The organism is Pseudomonas sp. M2 (genome assembly GCF_015751845.1).
Classification (GTDB): domain Bacteria; phylum Pseudomonadota; class Gammaproteobacteria; order Pseudomonadales; family Pseudomonadaceae; genus Aquipseudomonas; species Aquipseudomonas putida_E.
In genome coordinates this window covers 1,724,298-1,743,501 of the sequence record NZ_JADOUD010000001.1, presented here as the reverse complement: position 1 = coordinate 1,743,501, position 19,204 = coordinate 1,724,298, and the positions used below count along the sequence as shown (strand labels likewise).

The 19,204-nt window shown below is 62.5% G+C and carries 20 protein-coding genes; 10 read left to right on the top strand and 10 right to left on the bottom strand.

Annotated features, from left to right (window positions below; genetic code table 11):
- The first annotated feature begins 10 nt into the window (after positions 1 to 10).
- The 7 genes from mltB (at position 11) to IWW33_RS08120 (ending at position 6,480) form a co-directional block, all read left to right on the top strand.
- Positions 11 to 1,021 (top strand): lytic murein transglycosylase B, encoded by a 1,011-nt coding sequence (gene mltB / locus IWW33_RS08150; RefSeq protein ID WP_161871564.1) that lies wholly within the window; start codon positions 11 to 13, stop codon positions 1,019 to 1,021.
- The gene (locus IWW33_RS08145) at positions 1,021 to 2,019 is read left to right on the top strand and encodes a septal ring lytic transglycosylase RlpA family protein (protein WP_046785131.1); all 999 of its coding nucleotides are present in this window, start codon (positions 1,021 to 1,023) and stop codon (positions 2,017 to 2,019) included. The genes mltB and IWW33_RS08145 overlap by 1 nt, the downstream gene beginning before the upstream one ends.
- Before the next feature lie 261 nt (positions 2,020 to 2,280).
- Positions 2,281 to 3,441, top strand: coding sequence for a D-alanyl-D-alanine carboxypeptidase family protein (locus IWW33_RS08140; RefSeq protein ID WP_046785132.1), 1,161 nt, complete (start codon positions 2,281 to 2,283; stop codon positions 3,439 to 3,441).
- A gap of 72 nt (positions 3,442 to 3,513) precedes the next feature.
- Entirely contained in the window at positions 3,514 to 3,789 is a 276-nt protein-coding gene (locus IWW33_RS08135) for a DUF493 domain-containing protein (protein WP_012312556.1), read from the top strand.
- Positions 3,789 to 4,436 (top strand): lipoyl(octanoyl) transferase LipB, encoded by a 648-nt coding sequence (gene lipB, locus IWW33_RS08130; protein WP_012312557.1) that lies wholly within the window; start codon positions 3,789 to 3,791, stop codon positions 4,434 to 4,436. Before IWW33_RS08135 ends, lipB begins: the two co-directional genes overlap by 1 nt.
- A gap of 2 nt (positions 4,437 to 4,438) precedes the next feature.
- On the top strand, positions 4,439 to 5,455 hold the full coding sequence (gene lipA, locus IWW33_RS08125; RefSeq protein WP_012312558.1) for a lipoyl synthase: 1,017 nt from the start codon (positions 4,439 to 4,441) through the stop codon (positions 5,453 to 5,455).
- An 86-nt stretch (positions 5,456 to 5,541) separates the two neighbouring features.
- Positions 5,542 to 6,480 carry an LD-carboxypeptidase gene (locus IWW33_RS08120; protein WP_174140981.1) on the top strand — a complete coding sequence of 313 codons (939 nt, stop codon included), beginning with the start codon at positions 5,542 to 5,544 and terminating at the stop codon, positions 6,478 to 6,480.
- Positions 6,481 to 6,585: 105 nt separating this feature from the next.
- On the opposite strand, the gene IWW33_RS08115 is transcribed toward IWW33_RS08120, so the two are convergent.
- The 5 genes from IWW33_RS08115 to leuS form a co-directional block, all read right to left on the bottom strand.
- Entirely contained in the window at positions 6,586 to 7,902 is a 1,317-nt protein-coding gene (locus IWW33_RS08115) for a lytic murein transglycosylase (protein WP_174140980.1), read from the bottom strand.
- Between the two features lie 60 nt (positions 7,903 to 7,962).
- Positions 7,963 to 8,127, bottom strand: coding sequence for an alternative ribosome rescue factor ArfA (gene arfA / locus IWW33_RS08110; RefSeq protein WP_016489355.1), 165 nt, complete (start codon positions 8,125 to 8,127; stop codon positions 7,963 to 7,965).
- A gap of 122 nt (positions 8,128 to 8,249) precedes the next feature.
- Positions 8,250 to 9,287 carry a DNA polymerase III subunit delta gene (holA, locus tag IWW33_RS08105; protein ID WP_119689114.1) on the bottom strand — a complete coding sequence of 346 codons (1,038 nt, stop codon included), beginning with the start codon at positions 9,285 to 9,287 and terminating at the stop codon, positions 8,250 to 8,252.
- 37 nt (positions 9,288 to 9,324) lie between these two features.
- The gene (lptE, locus tag IWW33_RS08100; RefSeq protein WP_012312563.1) at positions 9,325 to 9,930 is read right to left on the bottom strand and encodes an LPS assembly lipoprotein LptE; all 606 of its coding nucleotides are present in this window, start codon (positions 9,928 to 9,930) and stop codon (positions 9,325 to 9,327) included.
- 61 nt (positions 9,931 to 9,991) lie between these two features.
- On the bottom strand, positions 9,992 to 12,598 hold the full coding sequence (leuS, locus tag IWW33_RS08095; protein WP_046785135.1) for a leucine--tRNA ligase: 2,607 nt from the start codon (positions 12,596 to 12,598) through the stop codon (positions 9,992 to 9,994).
- A 227-nt stretch (positions 12,599 to 12,825) separates the two neighbouring features.
- On the opposite strand from leuS, the gene IWW33_RS08090 reads away from it, so the two are divergent.
- Both IWW33_RS08090 and IWW33_RS08085 read left to right on the top strand, forming a co-directional pair.
- Positions 12,826 to 13,140 carry a hypothetical protein gene (locus IWW33_RS08090; protein ID WP_174140979.1) on the top strand — a complete coding sequence of 105 codons (315 nt, stop codon included), beginning with the start codon at positions 12,826 to 12,828 and terminating at the stop codon, positions 13,138 to 13,140.
- 134 nt (positions 13,141 to 13,274) lie between these two features.
- The gene (locus IWW33_RS08085; protein ID WP_046785136.1) at positions 13,275 to 14,036 is read left to right on the top strand and encodes a YdcF family protein; all 762 of its coding nucleotides are present in this window, start codon (positions 13,275 to 13,277) and stop codon (positions 14,034 to 14,036) included.
- Positions 14,037 to 14,178: 142 nt separating this feature from the next.
- On the opposite strand, the gene lnt is transcribed toward IWW33_RS08085, so the two are convergent.
- From lnt to IWW33_RS08065, 4 genes are read right to left on the bottom strand one after another with little or no spacing between them, the layout of a single operon-like run.
- Complete coding sequence (gene lnt / locus IWW33_RS08080) at positions 14,179 to 15,696, bottom strand: apolipoprotein N-acyltransferase (RefSeq protein ID WP_046785137.1); 1,518 nt, start codon at positions 15,694 to 15,696, stop codon at positions 14,179 to 14,181.
- Between the two features lie 8 nt (positions 15,697 to 15,704).
- Positions 15,705 to 16,544: an HlyC/CorC family transporter gene (locus tag IWW33_RS08075; RefSeq protein WP_046785138.1), complete on the bottom strand. Its 840-nt coding sequence runs from the start codon at positions 16,542 to 16,544 to the stop codon at positions 15,705 to 15,707.
- Between the two features lie 25 nt (positions 16,545 to 16,569).
- Positions 16,570 to 17,043: an rRNA maturation RNase YbeY gene (ybeY, locus tag IWW33_RS08070; RefSeq protein ID WP_012312569.1), complete on the bottom strand. Its 474-nt coding sequence runs from the start codon at positions 17,041 to 17,043 to the stop codon at positions 16,570 to 16,572.
- Positions 17,036 to 18,034, bottom strand: a complete 999-nt coding sequence (locus tag IWW33_RS08065; RefSeq protein ID WP_012312570.1) for a PhoH family protein — start codon at positions 18,032 to 18,034, stop codon at positions 17,036 to 17,038. Before IWW33_RS08065 ends, ybeY begins: the two co-directional genes overlap by 8 nt.
- A gap of 163 nt (positions 18,035 to 18,197) precedes the next feature.
- Between IWW33_RS08065 and IWW33_RS08060 the strand changes: the two genes are divergently transcribed.
- Positions 18,198 to 18,524, top strand: a complete 327-nt coding sequence (locus IWW33_RS08060) for a DUF1820 family protein (RefSeq protein WP_039601874.1) — start codon at positions 18,198 to 18,200, stop codon at positions 18,522 to 18,524.
- Between the two features lie 6 nt (positions 18,525 to 18,530).
- Here IWW33_RS08060 and IWW33_RS08055 read toward each other — a convergent pair whose 3' ends face one another.
- Positions 18,531 to 19,076 carry a tetratricopeptide repeat protein gene (locus IWW33_RS08055; RefSeq protein WP_119688210.1) on the bottom strand — a complete coding sequence of 182 codons (546 nt, stop codon included), beginning with the start codon at positions 19,074 to 19,076 and terminating at the stop codon, positions 18,531 to 18,533.
- Between the last annotated feature and the right edge of the window lie 128 nt (positions 19,077 to 19,204).

The window sequence follows — 19,204 nt, the reverse complement described above, 5'->3', positions numbered from 1 at the left end:
GAAGAATTTCATGCAAGCAGTGCGTAACTGGGCTGCCCGTTTTGCGCCGTGGTTCGGCGCGGTGGGCCTGTTCGCCGCTGTCCAGCAGGCGCATGCCGGCGATTATGACGGCTCGCCTCAGGTGGCCGAATTCGTCGGTGAGATGAGCCGCGACTATGGCTTTGCCAGCGAGCAGTTGATGGGCGTGTTCCGCGAGGTTCAGCGCAAGCAATCGATCCTGGACGCCATATCGCGGCCGGCCGAGCGGGTAAAACCGTGGAAGGATTACCGACCGATGTTCATCACCGACGCGCGCATCGCCCGCGGTGTGGACTTCTGGCGCCAGCATGAAGCGGTGCTGGCCCGGGCGGAGCAGGAGTACGGCGTACCGGCGCAGTACATCGTCGCGATCATCGGTGTGGAAACCTTTTTTGGCCGCAACACTGGCAACTACCGTGTGATCGATGCCTTGTCGACCCTGGGCTTCGATTACCCGCCGCGCGCCGAGTTCTTCCGCAAGGAGCTGCGTGAATACCTGCTGCTGTCGCGCGAAGAGCAGCTCGACCCGCTGACCCTCAAAGGTTCATACGCCGGTGCCATGGGCCTGCCGCAGTTCATGCCGAGCAGCTTTCGCAACTACGCGGTGGACTTCGATGGCGATGGCCACATCAATATCTGGAACAACCCTGACGATGCCATCGGCAGTGTCGCCAGCTACTTCAAAGAGCACGGCTGGGTGGCTGGGCAGGGCGTGGTCAGTCGTGCCCAGGTCAGTGGTGCGCGGGCAGACGACGGCCTGACCACGGGTATCGAGCCGGTGAAAACGGTCGCAGAGTTGCAGGCGCTTGGCTGGTCGAGTCATGATGCGTTGCGCGGTGATCTGCCAGTCACCGCCTTCCGTCTGGAAGGCGCAAACGGGCCTGAATACTGGTTGGGCCTGAAGAATTTCTACGCGATCACTCGCTACAACCGCAGCGTGATGTATGCCATGGCGGTGCATCAGCTTTCGGAACAGCTGGTCCAAGCACGGGGCGTCAAGTAATGCGCGCAATGATTTCTGCCAATACCTTCAAGTTGCTGGCCTGCATGGCCGTCGGCATGCTGCTGGTCAGTTGCTCCTCCAGCCGGCCGGCCCCCCAGAAAAGCGGCAATACCGTTCGTGCGCAGCCTGGCCTGGATATCAACCGTGCCCACAAGGACGGTGCGCCGTGGTGGGACGTGGATGTGAACAAGATCCCGGACGCGACGCCGACCGTGCACACTGGCAACTACAAGGCCAACCCTTACACGGTGCTGGGCAAGACCTACTACCCCATGCAGGACTCGCGCAACTACCGTGCCGAAGGCACCGCCTCCTGGTACGGCACCAAGTTCCACGGGCAGAACACCGCCAACGGTGAGCTGTACGACCTGTATGGCATGAGCGCAGCGCACAAGACCCTGCCGCTGCCGGCCTACGTGCGGGTGACCAACCTCGCCAACGGGCGCAGTGTGATCCTGCGGGTCAATGACCGCGGCCCGTTCTACTCCGACCGCATCATCGACCTGTCCTATGCCGCAGCCAAGAAGCTCGGCTATGCCGAGAGCGGCACCGCGCATGTGCGGGTCGAAGGTATCGATCCCCAGCAATGGTGGGCTCAGCGTGGCCAGCAGCCGCCGTTGATGCTCAAGGAGCCTAAGGCCACCCAGCCTCAGGCGATTGCGGCCAGCACCGGGCGTGTCGAGCAATGGTCGCCGCCGGCGCAGCAACACGCAGCGCCCGTAGTGCCAGTGCAAGTGGGTGGCAACAATGTGCCGGCAGGCAACGGTGGCAGCTTCCTGCAGGTGGGCGCGTTTGCCAACCCGGACGCCGCCGAGCTGTTGCGTTCGAAGCTGAGCACCATGGTCAGCGCACCGGTGTTCATCAGCTCCATCGTGCGCAACCAGCAGACCCTGCACCGCGTGCGCCTGGGGCCGATCAGCAGCCAGGGCGAAATCCAGCAGGCGCAGGACAGCATTCGCCTGGCGAACCTTGGCCAGGCCAAGCTGGTCACAGACTGACGGCAGCGGCAAGCGGCAAGCTTCAAGAAGAAGCCAAGGTGCGCGTCGCCTTGTCTTGCAGCTTGAGGCTTGAGCCTCTAGCTGTCTGTTTTGTCATGAATTGACGGGCGCGGCCATGTACAATGTCCGCTTTTGCCCGCAGCGACATAAAGCCGCACTTCCTGGGCTCGGCCCTGAGCCGCAAAAACTAGACTGACTGGCGCTGGGCACACGATGTGGCCCAGGGAACATCTCAGACCATTAGCGATTTTCGAGAGACGGATGAACATCACCAACCTTGCCAAACGACTTTGCCTGCCCGTACTGCTGATGATCACGCCTGCTGCCTTTGCGGCAGAGCAGATGATGCCGGCACCACCGCAACTGGCAGCCAAGTCCTACGTACTCATGGACGCGTCCAGCGGCAATGTGCTGGTCGAGAACAACGGTGACGAGCGCCTGCCGCCGGCCAGCCTGACCAAGCTGATGACCGCCTACATCGCCACCCTGGACATCCGCCGTGGCCAGATCGGCGAGAACGATCCGGTCACCGTCAGCGAGAATGCCTGGCGCACCGGTGGTTCGCGCATGTTCATCAAGGTCGGTAGCCAGGTCACCGTCAGTGACCTGCTGCATGGCATCATCATCCAGTCGGGCAACGATGCATCGGTCGCCTTGGCCGAGCACATCGCTGGCAGCGAAGATGCCTTTGCCGACATGATGAACAAGACTGCCGCCGACCTGGGTCTGTCCAACAGCCACTTCATGAACCCGACCGGTCTGCCGCACCCGGACCACTACTCCTCGGCCCATGACATGGCTACCCTGGCGCGCGCGATCATCAACGTCGACCCGGCCCACTACGCGATCTACTCGCAGAAAGAGTTCTTCTGGAACAACATCAAGCAGCCAAACCGCAACCTGCTGCTGTGGCGTGACAAGACAGTCGATGGCCTGAAGACCGGCCACACCGAAGAAGCCGGCTACTGCATGGTGGCCTCGGCTGTACGCGACGGCCAGCGCTTGATCGCGGTGGTGTTCGGCACCAACAGCGAGCAGTCCCGTGCTGCCGAAACCCAGAAGCTGCTGACCTATGGCTTCCGCTTCTTCGAAACCCAGACCTTCTATCAGAAGGGCACCGAACTGACCCAGGCCCCGGTCTGGAAAGGCGCCACCAGCATCGTCAAGGCCGGCCTGGCCGACGACCTGACCCTGACCATGCCCAAAGGCCAGATGAAGCGCCTCCAGGCGTCGATGACCATGAACCCGCAGCTCACCGCACCGATCGCCAAAGGTGACGTGATCGGTAAAGTGGAAGTCAAACTGGACGAGAACGTGGTTCACAGCGCCGACCTGATCGCCCTCGATGGCGTAGAGGAAGGTGGTTTCATCCGTCGTATGTGGGATAGCATCCGTCTATTCTTCTACGGGTTGTTCAACTGATACGTGACCTGCACGCCCCCGTAATCCTGCGGGGGCGTTGTTGTTGCCACGGCTTACGAGGCCGTTTCCGCCATGAGCGAACCTGACGTCAAGTCGCACAAGATCGAATTCCCCTGCGCCGATTACCCGATCAAGGTCATCGGCGATACCGTTGTCGGCTTCAAGGACATGGTGATCGAGGTCCTGAGCAAGCATGCCAAGGTCGACCTCGCCACTTTGGCCGAACGCCAGAGCAAGGAAGGCAAGTACACCACGGTGCAGTTGCACATCGTTGCCGAGAGCGAAAATCAGCTGCACGATATAAACAGCGCCCTGCGTGCCACCGGCATCGTGAAAATGGTGCTCTGATGTCCCTTTGTCTCGGTTTTCGCGAGCTTGGCCTGCAGCCCTATGAACCGGTGCTGGAAGCCATGCGTCGCTTCACCGAGCAGCGTAGCCCGGACAGCCAGGATGAAATCTGGCTGGTAGAGCACCCCGCGGTTTTCACCCAGGGCCAGGCCGGCAAGGCCGAGCACCTGCTGGTACCGGGCGATATTCCGGTGGTGCAGACCGATCGGGGTGGCCAGGTGACCTACCACGGCCCCGGGCAACTGGTTGCCTACCTGCTGCTGGACGTGCGCCGCCTTGGCTTTGGTGTGCGCGAACTGGTCAGCCGCATCGAACAGACGCTGATCGAGCTGCTTGCCAGTTACGGTGTCAGCGCTGCGGCCAAGCCCGATGCGCCGGGTGTCTATGTCGACGGAGCGAAAATCGCCTCCCTCGGCCTGCGAATCCGCAATGGCCGTTCTTTTCACGGCCTTGCTCTGAACGTGGACATGGACCTTGCGCCATTCCGCCGAATCAACCCCTGCGGGTATGCGGGGCTGGCCATGACCCAGCTGCGTGACCTGGCAGGCCCGATCGAACTCGACGAGGTCAGGACAAGGCTGCGCGGACAGCTGGTCAAGCACCTCGACTATGCTGAGCAGACGACCCTGACGGGCGGAATCGACTGAATATGACAACTGTGCAAGAAGCCGTGCCGAACCTGATACCTACCCAGGATGCCACCCCGCGCCCAGCGCCGAAGAAGGTGGAAGCTGGGGTCAAGCTGCGTGGTGCCGACAAGGTGGCGCGCATTCCGGTGAAGATCATCCCTACCGATGAGCTGCCCAAGAAACCCGACTGGATCCGCGTGCGCATCCCGGTTTCCCCTGAGGTAGACCGCATCAAGCAACTGCTGCGCAAGCACAAGCTGCACAGCGTGTGCGAAGAAGCTTCCTGCCCGAACCTGGGTGAGTGCTTCTCCGGTGGTACCGCCACCTTCATGATCATGGGCGACATCTGCACCCGTCGCTGCCCGTTCTGCGATGTCGGCCACGGCCGGCCGAAACCGCTGGATGTGGACGAGCCGAAAAACCTGGCTGTTGCCATCGCCGACCTGCGCCTGAAGTACGTAGTGATCACCTCGGTGGACCGCGACGACCTGCGCGACGGTGGTGCCCAGCACTTCGCCGACTGCATCCGCGAGATCCGCGCGCTGTCGCCGGGCGTACAGCTGGAAACCCTGGTGCCGGATTACCGTGGCCGGATGGATGTGGCCCTGGAAATTACCGCGCAAGAGCCGCCGGATGTTTTCAACCACAATCTCGAAACCGTACCGCGCCTGTACAAGGCCGCACGTCCCGGTTCGGACTACGACTGGTCGCTGGACCTGCTGCAGAAGTTCAAGCAGATGGTGCCGCACGTACCGACCAAGTCTGGCCTGATGCTCGGCCTGGGCGAGACGGACGAAGAAGTGATCGAAGTGATGCACCGCATGCGTGAGCATGACATCGACATGCTCACCCTCGGGCAGTACCTGCAGCCTTCGCGCAGCCACCTGCCAGTGCAGCGTTTCGTGCACCCCGACACCTTCGCCTGGTTTGCCGAGGAAGGCTACAAGATGGGCTTCAAGAACGTCGCATCGGGCCCGTTGGTGCGTTCGTCCTACCATGCCGACCAGCAGGCTCACGAAGCCAAGATCAAGCTCTGATCCTGGTTTGAGCCGTACATGCCGATGCACGCCGAAAGGCGGCATCGGCATTTTTGTTTTTGTGCCCAGCGCTGCAAGGAGTTGCGATGAATTGCGCCGAAATGTTTGAACACCGCCTGCCCGCCGCGCTGCCCGGCAATGCCTGCTTCGCCATCGTCGCTCCGGCCGGGCCGGCAAGGCTGGATGCGCAAAAGGCTGGCCAGTGGTTTGCCGAGCGCGGTTATCGCTGCCGGATCTACCCTGGAGTGAGCCAGGCCGAAGGCTATCTGGCGGGCTCCGATCAGCAACGGTTACAGGATCTGCACGATGCCTTCGCTGACCCGACCATTGACGCGGTCCTGTGTATGCGCGGTGGCTATGGCAGCATGCGCCTGCTCGATCAGCTCGACTTCGACTTGATCCGGCGCAACCCCAAGCCGCTGATCGGCTACAGCGACATCACTGCGCTGCACACGGCTATCTATCGTCATAGCGGCTTGATCAGCTTTCATGGGGCGATGCTCAACGCTGACCTGCTGGGTGCCAAGCTCGCACCGACCGAGTCGTCGCTGATGGCGCAGTTGAGTGGGGCGTTAGGGGAGGGTGATGCCATCGTGCACCCGGCTGAATTCGTCTTGAATTGCGTGGTGCCTGGTGTTGCCAGGGGGCGTTTGCTGGGCGGCAACCTGTCGATTCTGGGGGCGACCCTGGGAACACTGGCGCAGATCGATACGAAGGGCTGCATCCTGTTCATCGAGGACGTCAACGAGCCGCTTTACCGGGTGGACCGGCTGCTGACCCAGTTGCGTCTGGCAGGCAAGCTGGCGGGCGTGAAGGGGGTGCTGGTGGGGGATTTCGCCGGTATCACCGTGGCGGCGTTGACGCCCCTGTTGCTGGACATCTTCGCGCCATTGGGTGTGCCAGTGCTGGCCGGGTGGCGCAGCGGGCATTGTGACCCGAACGTGTGTTTGCCGCTGGGGGCAGAGGTGGTGCTGGACAGCGAGGCGCGGAGCCTGGTGTTGGCGCAGGATTTGTTCAAGGGGTGAGATTGTCGGGGCCGCTTTGCGGCCCTTTCGCGACGCAAGGCCGCTCCTACAGGGGGATGAGCGATTTCTCGTGTCGCGATGGGGCGCAAGGCGCCCCCGGCATTATCACCGTTGACGCAGGCTATCGAGCAACTTGTGCGTCGGGTACCCATCTGCTGGCCACCCAAAACCCTGCTGCGCATTGCGAATGGCCTTACGGGTATTGGCACCGATGATGCCATCGGGGTTGCCCGCATCATGCCCGTTGGCGTTGAGCAGGTTCTGCAGCTCCATGCGCTCGCTGCGGCTCAGCGGCAAGTCTTCTTTGGGCCAGCTGCCTGCGATGAAGCCCCAGCCCGAAAAACGATCGCCCAGCAAGCTCACGGCCAGTGCATAGGACGATGAGTTGTTGTACTTGAGAATGGCGCGGAAGTTGTCCAGCACCAGGAATGCTGGGCCGCGGGCGCCGGCCGGCAGCAGCAGGGCTGCGGAAAGTTCGTTGCTGCCCATCGGCAGTTTGGTGCCCGCCGGCAGTTTCACACCCAATTGCAACCACTCACTGACGGGCTTGCGCAGCGCGCCATCGGCCAGCCAGAAGTCGAAGCCTGCAGGTACCTGAACCTCGAAGCCCCATGGTTGCCCGCGCTTCCAGCCGGAGCTTTGCAGGTAATGCGCAGTCGATGCCAAGGCATCCGGAGTGCTGTTCCAGATATCGCGGCGGCCGTCACCGTCGAAGTCCACTGCATGGGTGTTGTAGGTGGTGGGAATGAACTGGGTCTGGCCCATGGCGCCGGCCCAGGAACCACGCATGGCCTCTGGCTGGATGTCACCATGCTGGATGATCTGCAGCGCGGCAATCAGCTGATCCTGGGCAAACTGCGGGCGGCGGCCTTCATACGCCAGGGTCGCGAGTGAGCGAATTACCGACTTGCTGCCTTGGAACTGGCCAAAGTTGCTCTCCATGCCCCAGACCGAGACCAGGACCTGACGGTCTACACCATAGCGCTGTTCGAGGCGGGTCAGCAGCTCGGCATTCTGCTCAAGCAGTTTCTTGCCGTTTCGCACTCGCAGCGGCGACAGCGCTCCCTCCAGGTATTCCCACACCGGGCGGGTGAATTCGGGCTGGCTGCGGTCTGCCTTGATCACATCCATGTCCGGCGTCACGCCAATGAACGCGCGGTCGAAAGTGCTTGCCGAGATACCAGCCTGCAGCGCTTGCTGGCGGAAGCCGGCCTGCCATTGGGCAAATGTTTGCAGCGGCTGAATTTCAGTGCTGACGTCGGGCGTGGCGCTGGGCAGAGTCACTACCGGCGCGGGCTGGGCGGGGGCCAGCGGCAGGGCGTCGGCGGCGGTGGGCTTTTCCGCGCAGGCGACGAGCAGGATTAAGCTGGAGGCCGCGAGCAGCTGGCGGGATTTCCAGCGAGGGGTAAGACTGAAGGGCATGCACAGATCCAGAATTTCAGGTCAGGTGCCGACCATATCATGCCTGCGCTTTCGATGCTTTCATGCGGCCAAAAAGTAAGAAGCCTCCCAATCTCTCGATTGGAAGGCTTCGCGGCGGTAGCTGCCTTTGCCCTTGTCCGGTCGCTCCTGGCGGCAGCGGAACAAGGGTTGGGCGACGATGGATTTGGCCTTGTTGGGGCCGTGCTTCTTCGGCTTTTTGCTCATGGCGGGATTCCCGGGTCGGGTGGGTTTCGGGGCGGACTCTAGGCCTGTAGAGAGGCCGGGGCCAATTGATTGTGTCAATGGTTTGAAATACCGGGGCTGCAAACAGGCTCCCAGTATTTGAGTCACTCAGGCGGTAGAGCCAACCGCTGCCCGGCCATGAGCAATGACAAGCGTGACAGCCCGGTCCATGGTGACCCCACGGCTTGCCCCTTGATCTGTGCATCGATGCGCTGGGCATCCTGCAGCAGCTGCGCCCAGCGCTGCGCCGACAGGCGCTGCAGGGCTTTGCTGACCAGCGGCCGGCGCTTGTCCCATACCGGTGGGCGGGCCTGGCTGAAGGCCTTGTCCAAGGGCACACCCTGGCTGAACTGCTGCGAAAGCCCCGCGAGCAGACGCAGTTCGCGCGCCAGGGCCCACAGAATCACAGGTGGCTCCACGCCTTCACCGCGCAGGCCTTCGAGCATGCGCAGGGCATGCGCAGCTTCGCCATTGAGAATGGCATCGACCAGGCCGAAGACATCGAAGCGCGCGCTGTCGGCAACGGCCGCCTGCACCGTGTCTACGGTGACCTGGCTGCCGTCGGCGAGCAGCTTGAGCTTTTCGATTTCCTGGGCAGCAGCCAGCAGGTTGCCTTCGACACGTGCGGCAATGAGGTCGACCGCATCACGCTGGGCCGAAAGGCCGGCCTGTGCCAAACGCTGGTTGATCCATTGCGGCAACTGCTGGGCATCCACCGGCCAGATCTGGATGAACTGGCAGTGGCTGCCCTCGATCAGGGCCTTGCCCCACTTGGTCTTCTGCGCACTGCCATCGAGTTTGGGCAGGCTGACCAGCAGCAGGGTATCCTCGGCAGGGTTGGCGCAGTATTCCATCAGCGCCGCTGCGCCTTTGTCACCAGGCTTGCCCGAGGGCAGGCGCAGTTCCAGCAGCCGGCGTTGGGCGAACAGGGACAGGCTGGCGCCCGCCTGCAGCAGGGTGCCCCAGTCGAAACTGGCGTCGGCGCTGAACACCTGGCGCTCGTCAAAGCCCTGCTGACGCGCAGCATTGCGTATGGCGTCGGCGGCTTCCTGGCACAGCAGCGGATCGTCGCCACTGACCACATATACCGGGGCCAGAGCGCCTTGCAGGTGCTTGTTGAGTTGGGCGGGGGCGAGCTTCATCGGAAACAGGCGGGGCACCGGAGTGCCCCGCACGGGCTTAATTGCCCGGAATTTCCAGCGGAGATTGCTGCGGCGTTTCCGCCTGCTGGCTGCGCGCGGCCTCCAGTGCGGCGGCTTCGGCCTTGGCGCGTTCGTCAGCTTCGCGCTGCAACTGGTCCAGCTGAGGCGGCGTCAGCATCTGCAGGCGCACGACCATGGCGTTGACCAGGTCGCGGCGCATTTCTTCGCGGGCAACAGTGGCTTCCTGGTCGGAACCGGTGATGTTGCCGCCGTCGCGTACATAGATTTTGCGCACTTCCAGCTTGTCGCTCATCAGCTCCAGGTTGTTCAGGCCAAGGATGCTGTAGCTGAGCACTGTGGTCAGTTCGTACTCGGCAGATTGGTTGCTGCTGGCGTAGGACGCTGCGCGCTGGGTTTGCTGTTCGTTGGTCAGTACCAGGCGATACGGGGCGCCGGTGTGCACATTGACGCCGCTGCGCTCCAGTACTTCGCGCAGTTGAGTCACGGTCGGGCCGTAGGCATCACGTGCACTGACGTCCATTTCCTTGACGCTGAGCTCGGAGGTGCCGGTGCCGCGCAGCTGGAAACCGCAGGCGCTGAGCATGATGGCCAGGCCCAATACCAGCAGATTGCGTTTGATCATGTTGTTGCTCCCTTGTGGGCCGATACCGCCCACCCGCACTGGCTGCAGGTGGGCGTTGCCATCAGTTGGCGACGATGTTGACCAGCTTGCCTGGCACTACGATGACCTTGCGGATGGTCAGGCCATCGATGAAGCGCAGGACATTTTCGTTGTTGCGGGCGGCGGCTTCGATTTCTTCGCGGCTGGCGGCTGCAGGCATTTCTACCTGGCCACGCAGTTTGCCGTTGACCTGGACCACCAGGGTGACGGTGTCCTGCACCAGAGCGCTTTCATCGACAACTGGCCAGCCAGCATCGATAACCGCTTGCTCATGGCCCAGCGCCTTCCACAGTTCGTGGGAAATGTGCGGGGTGATCGGGGCCAGCAACAAGGTGACGGCCTCCAGGCCCTCTTGCAGCAGCGCACGGTCTTGCTCGGTGCCCTGGGGGGCCTTCTCCAGGACGTTCATCACGGTCATCACCTGGGCGATGGCGGTGTTGAACTTGTGGTACTGGCCCACATCGGTGCTGGCCTGCTTGATCGCGGCGTGAATTGCACGGCGGATGACCTTCTGCTCGTCGTTCAGCGTGGCGAGGTCCAGTTTACCCGGCAGGCCCTGGTTGACGTGGCCCTGGGCCAGGCGCCAGACACGACGCAGGAAGCGGCTTGCACCTTCGACGCCAGAGTCCGACCATTCCAGGCTCATGTCGGGCGGCGAGGCGAACATCATGAACAGGCGGCAGGTGTCGGCTCCGTAGGCTTCGATCATCGACTGTGGGTCGACGCCGTTGTTCTTCGACTTCGACATCTTCTCGGTGCCGCCGATTTCCACCGGCAGGCCGTCGGTCTTCAGGCGTGCGCCAATGATCTTGGCCTTGGCATCGCGCTCGATTTCGACGTCGGCCGGGTTGAACCAGTCCTTGCCACCGTTGCTGGCGACGCGGTAGTAGGTATCGGCGACCACCATGCCCTGGGTCAGCAGGTTCTTGAACGGTTCATTGGAGGTGACCAGGCCTTCGTCACGCATCAGCTTGTGGAAGAAGCGCGCGTAAAGCAGGTGCAGAATGGCGTGCTCGATGCCGCCGATGTACTGGTCGACCGGCAACCAGTGGTTGGCCGCTTTCGGATCGACCAGGCCCTTGTCGTAGTTCGGCGAAGCGTAGCGGGCGAAGTACCAGGACGACTCGACGAAGGTGTCCATGGTGTCGGTTTCACGCTTTGCCGCGGCGCCGCATTTCGGGCAGCTGCACTCGTAGAACTCGGGCATGCGCGCCAGCGGCGAACCGGCGCCGTCCGGCACCACGTTCTCTGGCAGGGTGACCGGCAGCTGGTCTTCCGGCACCGGCACGTCGCCGCAGGACGGGCAGTGGATGATCGGGATCGGGCAGCCCCAGTAACGCTGGCGGCTGATGCCCCAGTCGCGCAGGCGGAACTGGGTGCGGGATTTGCCCAGCTCCTTGCGGATCAGGGCCGCCTCGATGGCGTCGAAGGCACCAGCGAAGTCCAGGCCGTCGAACTCGCCGGAGTTGATCAGCTGGCCGTGCTCGCCGTAGGCCGCCTGCCATTCGCTGCCGACTTCGTCGCCGGCGCTGGTGCGCACCACAGCCTTGACCGGCAGGTTGTACTTGTGGGCGAACTCGAAGTCGCGCTCGTCGTGGGCCGGTACGGCCATTACGGCACCGTCGCCGTAGTGCATCAGCACATAGTTGGCGACCCATACCGGCAGCTTTTCACCGCTCAGGGGGTGCTCGACCAGCAGGGAAGTGGGCATGCCCTTCTTCTCCTGGGTGGCCATGTCGGCCTCGGCAACGCTGCCGCTCTTGCACTCGTCGATGAATGCCTGCAGCGCCGGGTTGCCCTGGGCAGCCTGGGTAGCCAATGGGTGCTCGGCGGCAACGGCAACGTAAGTCGCGCCCATCAGGGTGTCCGGACGGGTGGTAAAGACTTTCAGCGTACCTTCGTGGCCGATGCTCGCCTGATCGTACGGGAACTGTACTTCCATGCCGCGCGACTTGCCGATCCAGTTGCGCTGCATGGTCTTGACCTGCTCAGGCCAGCCCGGCAGCTCGTCGAGGCTTTCCAGCAGCTCGTCGGCGTAGTCGGTGATGCGGAAGTAGTACATGGGGATTTCGCGCTTTTCGATCAGCGCGCCCGAACGCCAGCCGCGGCCGTCGATGACCTGCTCGTTGGCGAGCACGGTCTGGTCGGCCGGGTCCCAGTTCACGGTACCGTTCTTGCGGTAGATGATGCCTTTTTCGAACAGGCGGGTGAACAGCCACTGTTCCCAGCGGTAGTAGTCCGGCTTGCAGGTGGTGACTTCACGTGCCCAGTCGATGGCAAGGCCCAGGCTCTTGAGCTGGGTCTTCATGTAGTCGATGTTTTCGTATGTCCACTTGGCCGGGGCGACGTTGTTTTTCATCGCCGCGTTTTCCGCGGGCATGCCGAAAGCGTCCCAGCCCATCGGTTGCAGGACGTTCTTGCCCAGCATGCGCTGGTAGCGGGCAATCACGTCGCCGATGGTGTAGTTGCGCACGTGGCCCATGTGTAGCTTGCCGCTCGGGTACGGGAACATCGATAGGCAATAGTAGGTGTCTTTGCCTGGCTGTTCGGTAACAGCGAACGACTGTTGCTCGTCCCAGAAATGCTGGGCGGCGGCTTCGATATCACGGGGCGTGTATTGTTCGTGCATGGCTACTTTTGGCTGAGAGAGAAGAGACCTTGTTCCAGGCAGCGGAACCTCGCTGCGTCCGGCACTCCGGTGTCGTGAGAGTGAACGCCGTAGCATACAGTAGCGCCGCGCATCGTGGGAAACCCTGATTGCGAATGGCCGCTGGTCGCTGCATCGGGCTGCTTTTCGAAGCGGCGCTAAGCTCAGGTGTGGGGGGAGATATTCTTTATCTTCAATGAGGTGAACGGATGGGAGAGACGCAGCTACCCGCAATCAAACCGGAGCTTTACGAACGCCTGATCGACCGTCTTGGCCTGGCCCTGGAAGTCGCCAGAACGTCGGTACGATTGCGCGACGAGATGCCAGCCGAGCTGGAGTTGCGTGGCCTGAGCCATGCAGAGTTCGAAGTGATCAAGGCTTACCTGGACGCGGTCCCGGAACGCCGTAATGCCTGCGCCGGTAGTTACCCGCATGCGGAACCGACATCGGCGAAGATCATCTGGCTCAAGGACAAGAAACGCCCCGCCACGACGGCGACACCCAGGACGCTGCCACATCGCTAGCCGTTCAGGGCGCCCGGCGCAGGCCATCGCGCCCCGGTAATTCAACAAACACTTCACCCGATCGGCGCCGGCAGCGCACTTGTTGACCGGCGCCGATCCTCATAGGCTGCACGCCTGCCAAGGAGGTGTAGCCGATGCCGATTCGATTTTTCATCAAACAATGGTTGATGCCGCCGGGCATCCTGTTCCTGCTGTTGCTGGCGGCCTGGTGGTTGCGCGCCCGGCGCCCGCGGCTGGCGGCGCTGTGCTTTGTGCTGGGGCTGGGTGGGTTGTGGTTGATGAGCCTGCCGCTGGTGGTGCAGCACGGTGCGCGCCTGCTGGAAACCGAGCCCCCGCTGGCATCCGGCGATTGGGCCAGCCTGGCGCGCAGGGCGGATGCCATCGTCGTGCTCGGCGCAGGGCGTGAGCGCGGTGATCCGGCCTGGGGCGGTGAGGACCAGCCCTCGGCAACGGCGCTTGAGCGTATGCGCTTTGCCGCGCGACTGGCCAAGGCTTCGGGCTTGCCGGTGCTGACCAGTGGCGGTTTGCACTACGATACCCCGCCGAGCGAGGCGCGGCTAATGGCGGATCGGCTGCGTGAAGATTTCGCTGTCGAGGTCAAATGGAAGGAAGAGGCCAGCCGAACCACGTGGGAAAATGCCCAATTCAGCGCGCAATTACTCAAGCCACTGGGTATTGGGCGTGTGGTGCTGGTGACCCAGGCGTGGCACATGCAACGTTCGCGCTGGAGCTTCGAGCAGGCCGGGTTTGAAGTGATACCGGCGCCGATGGGGTTCCTTGGGCGGGATCATGCGCGGCCGTTTGCCGGGTTGCTGCCGGAAAGCCGGGCGATGTGGCAGAGCGGGCAATTGCTGAATGAAGCGGTAGGGTTGGCGGGGTATCGATTGTTCTATTGATTCAAGAGAGCACTCGAGCCCTTGTAGGAGCGGCCTTGTGTCGCGATGGACTGCGCAGCAGTCCCAGGATATCTGTGGCGCCGCTGATATCCTGGGGCCGCTTCGCAGCCCATCGCGACACAAGGCCGCTCCTACGGCCTGATCAGACGGTCTTGGCTATGCGCCCCGCCAGCAATGCCCAACCCAGCAGCAAGGCACAGACAATCGCCAGCGGCCACGAGCGCCACTGCAGGTACGGCGTCAGTTGCTGCATCGGGACCACTTCGCCATACAGCACGGCCCGCTGGAACTGCGGAACCTGGGCCGTAATCCGGCCAAACGGGTCGATCAGGGCGGTGACGCCGTTGTTGGTGGCGCGGATCATCCAGCGGCCGGCTTCCAGCGCGCGCATCTGCGCCATCTGCAGGTGCTGCAGCGGGCCGATCGAGGTGCCGAACCAGGTGTCGTTGCTGATGGTCAGCAACAGGTCGCTGCGCGCCGCCAAGCCCGCAGCGAACTCGGGGTAGACCACCTCGTAGCAGATGTACGGGGCAATCTGGTAACCCTTGGCCTGGAGCAGTGGCTGGTCCTCAGGGCCGCGGGCGAAGTCCGACATCGGCAGGTTGAAGAACTCGATCAGGCCGCGAAGCATGTCCTGCAGTGGCACGTATTCGCCGAAGGGCACCAGCTTCTGCTTGAGGTAGGTGCCATCGCCTTCGCCTGTCACGGTCACGCCGTTGTAGTAGCGGCGTTGCTGATGCACCACTTCGCGCACCGGCACGCCAGTGATAAGTGCCGAATGCCGGTCGGCGGCAAAACGCCCCATCACGTCGATGTAGCCTTGGGCCTGGTCCTTGAGGATCGGCACGGCTGTCTCTGGCCAAACCAGCAGATCCACCGGTTTTGAGCTGAAGCTCATGTCGCGGTACAGCGCCAGTTGTGCATCGATGTGCGCCGGGTCCCATTTCAGCTCTTGTTCGACGTTGCCCTGCAGGGCTGCGACCGTCAGTGGGTCGCCAGCAGGCTTGGTCCAGGCGTGGTCTTTGAGGGCCATGCCGACAACCCAGGGGGCCAGCAGCAACAAGGCTCCCACGGCAAGGAACGATGGGCGTGCACGCAGGCGGTGCAGGTTGCACAGCAGCGCCGCGCTCAATGCCAGGGCGAAAGAGATCAGCCACACGCCGCCCAGCGGCGCCAGGCCAGCCAAAGGCCCGTCCAGTTGGCTGTAGCCGGCATAAAGCCAGGGGAAGCCGGTCAGGAACCAGCCACGGAAAGCCTCTTGCAGCAGCCACAGGGCAGCAAAGCACAGCGCATCGGCCAAGGGGGCTTCATTGCGGCGCAGCCAGCGCGCCCACAGCCAGGTGGGCAGGGCAAAGAACCAGGCAAGGGCGGCGAAGAACGCCACCAGCAGCACGATCGCCAGCAGCGGCGAGGCGCCGCCGTAGGTGTTCATGCTGACGTAGATCCACCAGGTGCCGGCCCCGTACAGGCCAAACCCGAACCACCAGCCGCGCCACATGGCCTGGCGCGGGGTGAGCTCGCGCAGGCCGAGGTAGAGCACCGCGATGGACAACAGGGCCAGCGGCCAGATGTCGAATGGCGCCAGGGCCAGAAGGGTAGAGGCGCCGGCCGCCAAGGCCAGCAGGTTACCGGGCCAGCCGGGGCGGGTGATCCAACGCATGTTTGTCCTTAGCGGGTGATCGGGGTCAGGCGCAGCAAGTGTATCCGCCGGCTGTCGGCATTGAGAATACGGAACTTGTAGGGCCCGATCTCAGTGGTCTCGTTGCGCTTGGGCAGGTGGCCGAAAGCGCTCATCACCAGGCCGCCAACCGTGTCGAACTCATCATCGGAGAACTCGCTGTCGAAGAACTCGTTGAAGTTCTCGATCGGCGTGAGCGCCTTGACCAGGAAGTCGCCGCTGGGCAGTGGCTTGATATAGCTGTCTTCCTCGACATCATGCTCGTCTTCGATGTCGCCGACGATCTGTTCGAGCACGTCCTCGATGGTGACCAGGCCCGCCACGCCGCCGTACTCGTCGATGACGATGGCCATGTGGTTGTGGTTGGCGCGGAACTCGCGCAGCAGCACGTTCAGGCGCTTGGACTCGGGCACGAACGTGGCCGGGCGCAGCAGGTCCCTGATGTTGAAGCTGTCGCCGTTCTCTTTGAGGATCAGCGGCAGCAGGTCCTTGGCCAGCAGGATCCCGAGCACATCGTCATGGCTTTCGCCGATCACCGGGTAACGCGAGTGCGCGGCGTCGATGACGGCCGGCAGGAATTCGCGAGGCGACTGGGTAGCCTTGATGCTGATCATTTGCGAACGCGGCACCATGATGTCGCGTACCTGCAGGTCGGCGACCTGGATGGCGCCTTCGACGATGGTCAGCGCTTCGCTGTCGAGCAGCTTGTTCTGATGGGCTTCGCGCAGCAGCTCGAGGAGCTCCTGGCGGTTTTTCGGCTCATGGGCAAAAGCCTGGGTCAGTTTACCCAGCCAGGACTTCTGCCCGTTGCTCGATCGATCTTCGCTCATGGCGTTTCTCGTGATCCTTGCAGTATCAGTGTGTGATTGAATCGTTTTCATCATCGGCATACGGGTCAGGGTGACCCAGTTCTGCCAGCAATTCCCGTTCCAGCGCTTCCATTTCCTCGGCCTCATCGTCTTCGATGTGGTCGTAGCCAAGCAGGTGCAGGCAGCCGTGGATGACCAGGTGCGCCCAATGCGCTTGCAGCGACTTGCCCTGTTCGGCAGCCTCACGCTCGACCACCGGCACGCAGATCACCAGGTCGCCCAGCAGCGGGATATCGAGCAGTTCATCGGGCACATCGGCCGGGAACGACAGCACATTGGTCGCGTAGTCTTTGTGCCGGTAGGTGTGGTTGAGCTCGCGGCCTTCGGCTTCGTCGACCAGACGGATGGTCATTTCCGAGTCGGCGCTGCGCTGGCGCAAGGCCAGTTCGCACCAGGCGCGCAAAGCGGCATCGTCAGGGGTGGCGGCATCCGTGGCGCGCTGCAGGTCAAGTTCAAGCATCTTTGCCGGGCGCCTCGGGCTTGGCCTGGCGGGCATCGAAGCGGTCATAGGCCTCGACAATGCGCTGCACCAGTGGGTGACGAACCACATCTTTGGGTTGGAAGTGGGTAAAACTGATACCCGGAACGTCCTTGAGCACCTCGATCACATGAGCCAGGCCCGACTTGGTGCCACGTGGCAGGTCGACCTGGGTGATGTCGCCGGTGATCACCGCAGTGGAGCCGAAGCCGATACGGGTCAGGAACATTTTCATCTGCTCGAGCGTGGTGTTCTGGCTCTCGTCGAGGATGATGAAACTGTTGTTCAAGGTACGGCCGCGCATGTAGGCCAGCGGGGCGATCTCGATCACCTGGCGCTCGATCAGCTTGGCCACGTGCTCGAAGCCGAGCATTTCGTACAGGGCGTCGTACAGCGGGCGCAGGTACGGGTCGATCTTCTGGGCCAGGTCGCCAGGCAGGAAGCCAAGCTTTTCGCCGGCCTCGACCGCCGGGCGCACCAGCAGGATGCGGCGCACCTGCTCGCGCTCCAGGGCATCGACGGCGCAGGCCACGGCCAGGTAAGTCTTGCCGGTACCGGCCGGGCCTACGCCGAAGTTGATGTCGTTGGCCAGGATTTCCTTGACGTAGCGCTGCTGGTTGACGCCGCGTGGGCGAATGTTGCCCTTGCGCGTGCGCAGGGAAACGCTGACCTCGTTGACTGCCGGGTTATCGATGTTCTCGACGGTCGACTCCTGCAGGTACAGGTGCACGGTTTCCGGCGACAGCTCGGTGGCCTTGGCCTCGCGATAGAGGCGGCGCAGCAGTTGCTCGGCAGCAGAGGTTGTCTTGGGTTCGCCGATCAGCTCGAATTGATTGCCGCGGTTGCGGATTTCGATAGCCAGGCGTTGTTCGATCAGGCGCAAGTGCTCGTCGAACTGGCCGCACAGGTTGGCGAAGCGGTGGGCCTCGAAGGGTTCGAGGATGAAGCGATGAGGTTGTATGGGTGCGTTCAAGGTCGTTTTTAGCCGCTCGACGGCAATAATGGTGAACTCAAGAATAACCCTTGAAGGGCAGGGGCGAAAGCACTGAAACGTTCAACGGTATCGGCGGCACAGATCAACGGGCCTGTCTGTTATGATGCGCGCCTTTTCTTACGCATGTGTTATCCCGGCAAACATGAGCAAACGCGAACCCGCCATCTATAAAGTGATCTTCCTCAATCAGGGGCAGGTCTTCGAGATGTATGCCAAACAGATCTATCAGAGCGACCTGTGGGGCTTCCTGGAAATCGAGGAATTCGTTTTTGGGGAGCGCACCCAGATCGTGGTCGACCCGAGCGAAGAGAAGCTCAAGAACCAGTTCGAAGGTGTGATCCGCAGCTTCGTGCCGATGCACTCGATCGTGCGTATCGACGAGGTCGAGCGCCTGGGCACGGCCAAGATCAGCGAAGCCAAGGGAAGTGGCAATGTGATGCCGTTCCCTATGCCGATGCCAGAGAAGTAAAGCGAGTCAGGGGAGCGGCGAGAACGGCGTGCGCCCTTCGGCGCTTTGCAGTTCCAGCAGGTATTTGCGGAAAATCTGGCCGAGCACCTGGGTGGCATGCTCCAGTTCATCGCGGGGCATCTGCTCGGTGACTTCGTCGGCCATGTCCAGCGCATCTTCGGCACCGTTGACCGCCGCCATTTTCAGCAGGATATAGGCCTGTACGTTGTTGGCCTCGACCCCTTCACCATGAAAGAACATGCCGCCAAGGCGATACTGGGCTTGTGCATGGCCCTGCAGCGAGGCTTTTTCGAACCAGTCCAAGGCCATTTTCAGGTCTTTGGGGGTTTGCGCGTAGTAGTACTCACCCAGTTCGTACTGCGCCTGGGCGTCCCCGGTCGCCGCCATCTGCTCGCAAGCCTTGAGGGCGTTTTGCTGGTCCTCTGGCTGGACATTGAGCGTGCAGCGCCCCGTTGCAGGAATCAGCAACGAGTTACCGCCCTCCGCCAGTGCCAGCAGGGGCTGAAGAAGCAACAGGCAGCCCAGGGCAAGGGCGCGGCCGGTGCGGTTCATGGGGATCGACTTACCTCTGCAAAGCTACGGCCAATGTCTCTGGTGGCACATTATGGGATAAGCAGCGCCAACCTTACAAAGTTTTACTCGAATTTATGTACCGGTGGGAAAAGTTACTGGTGATGGAC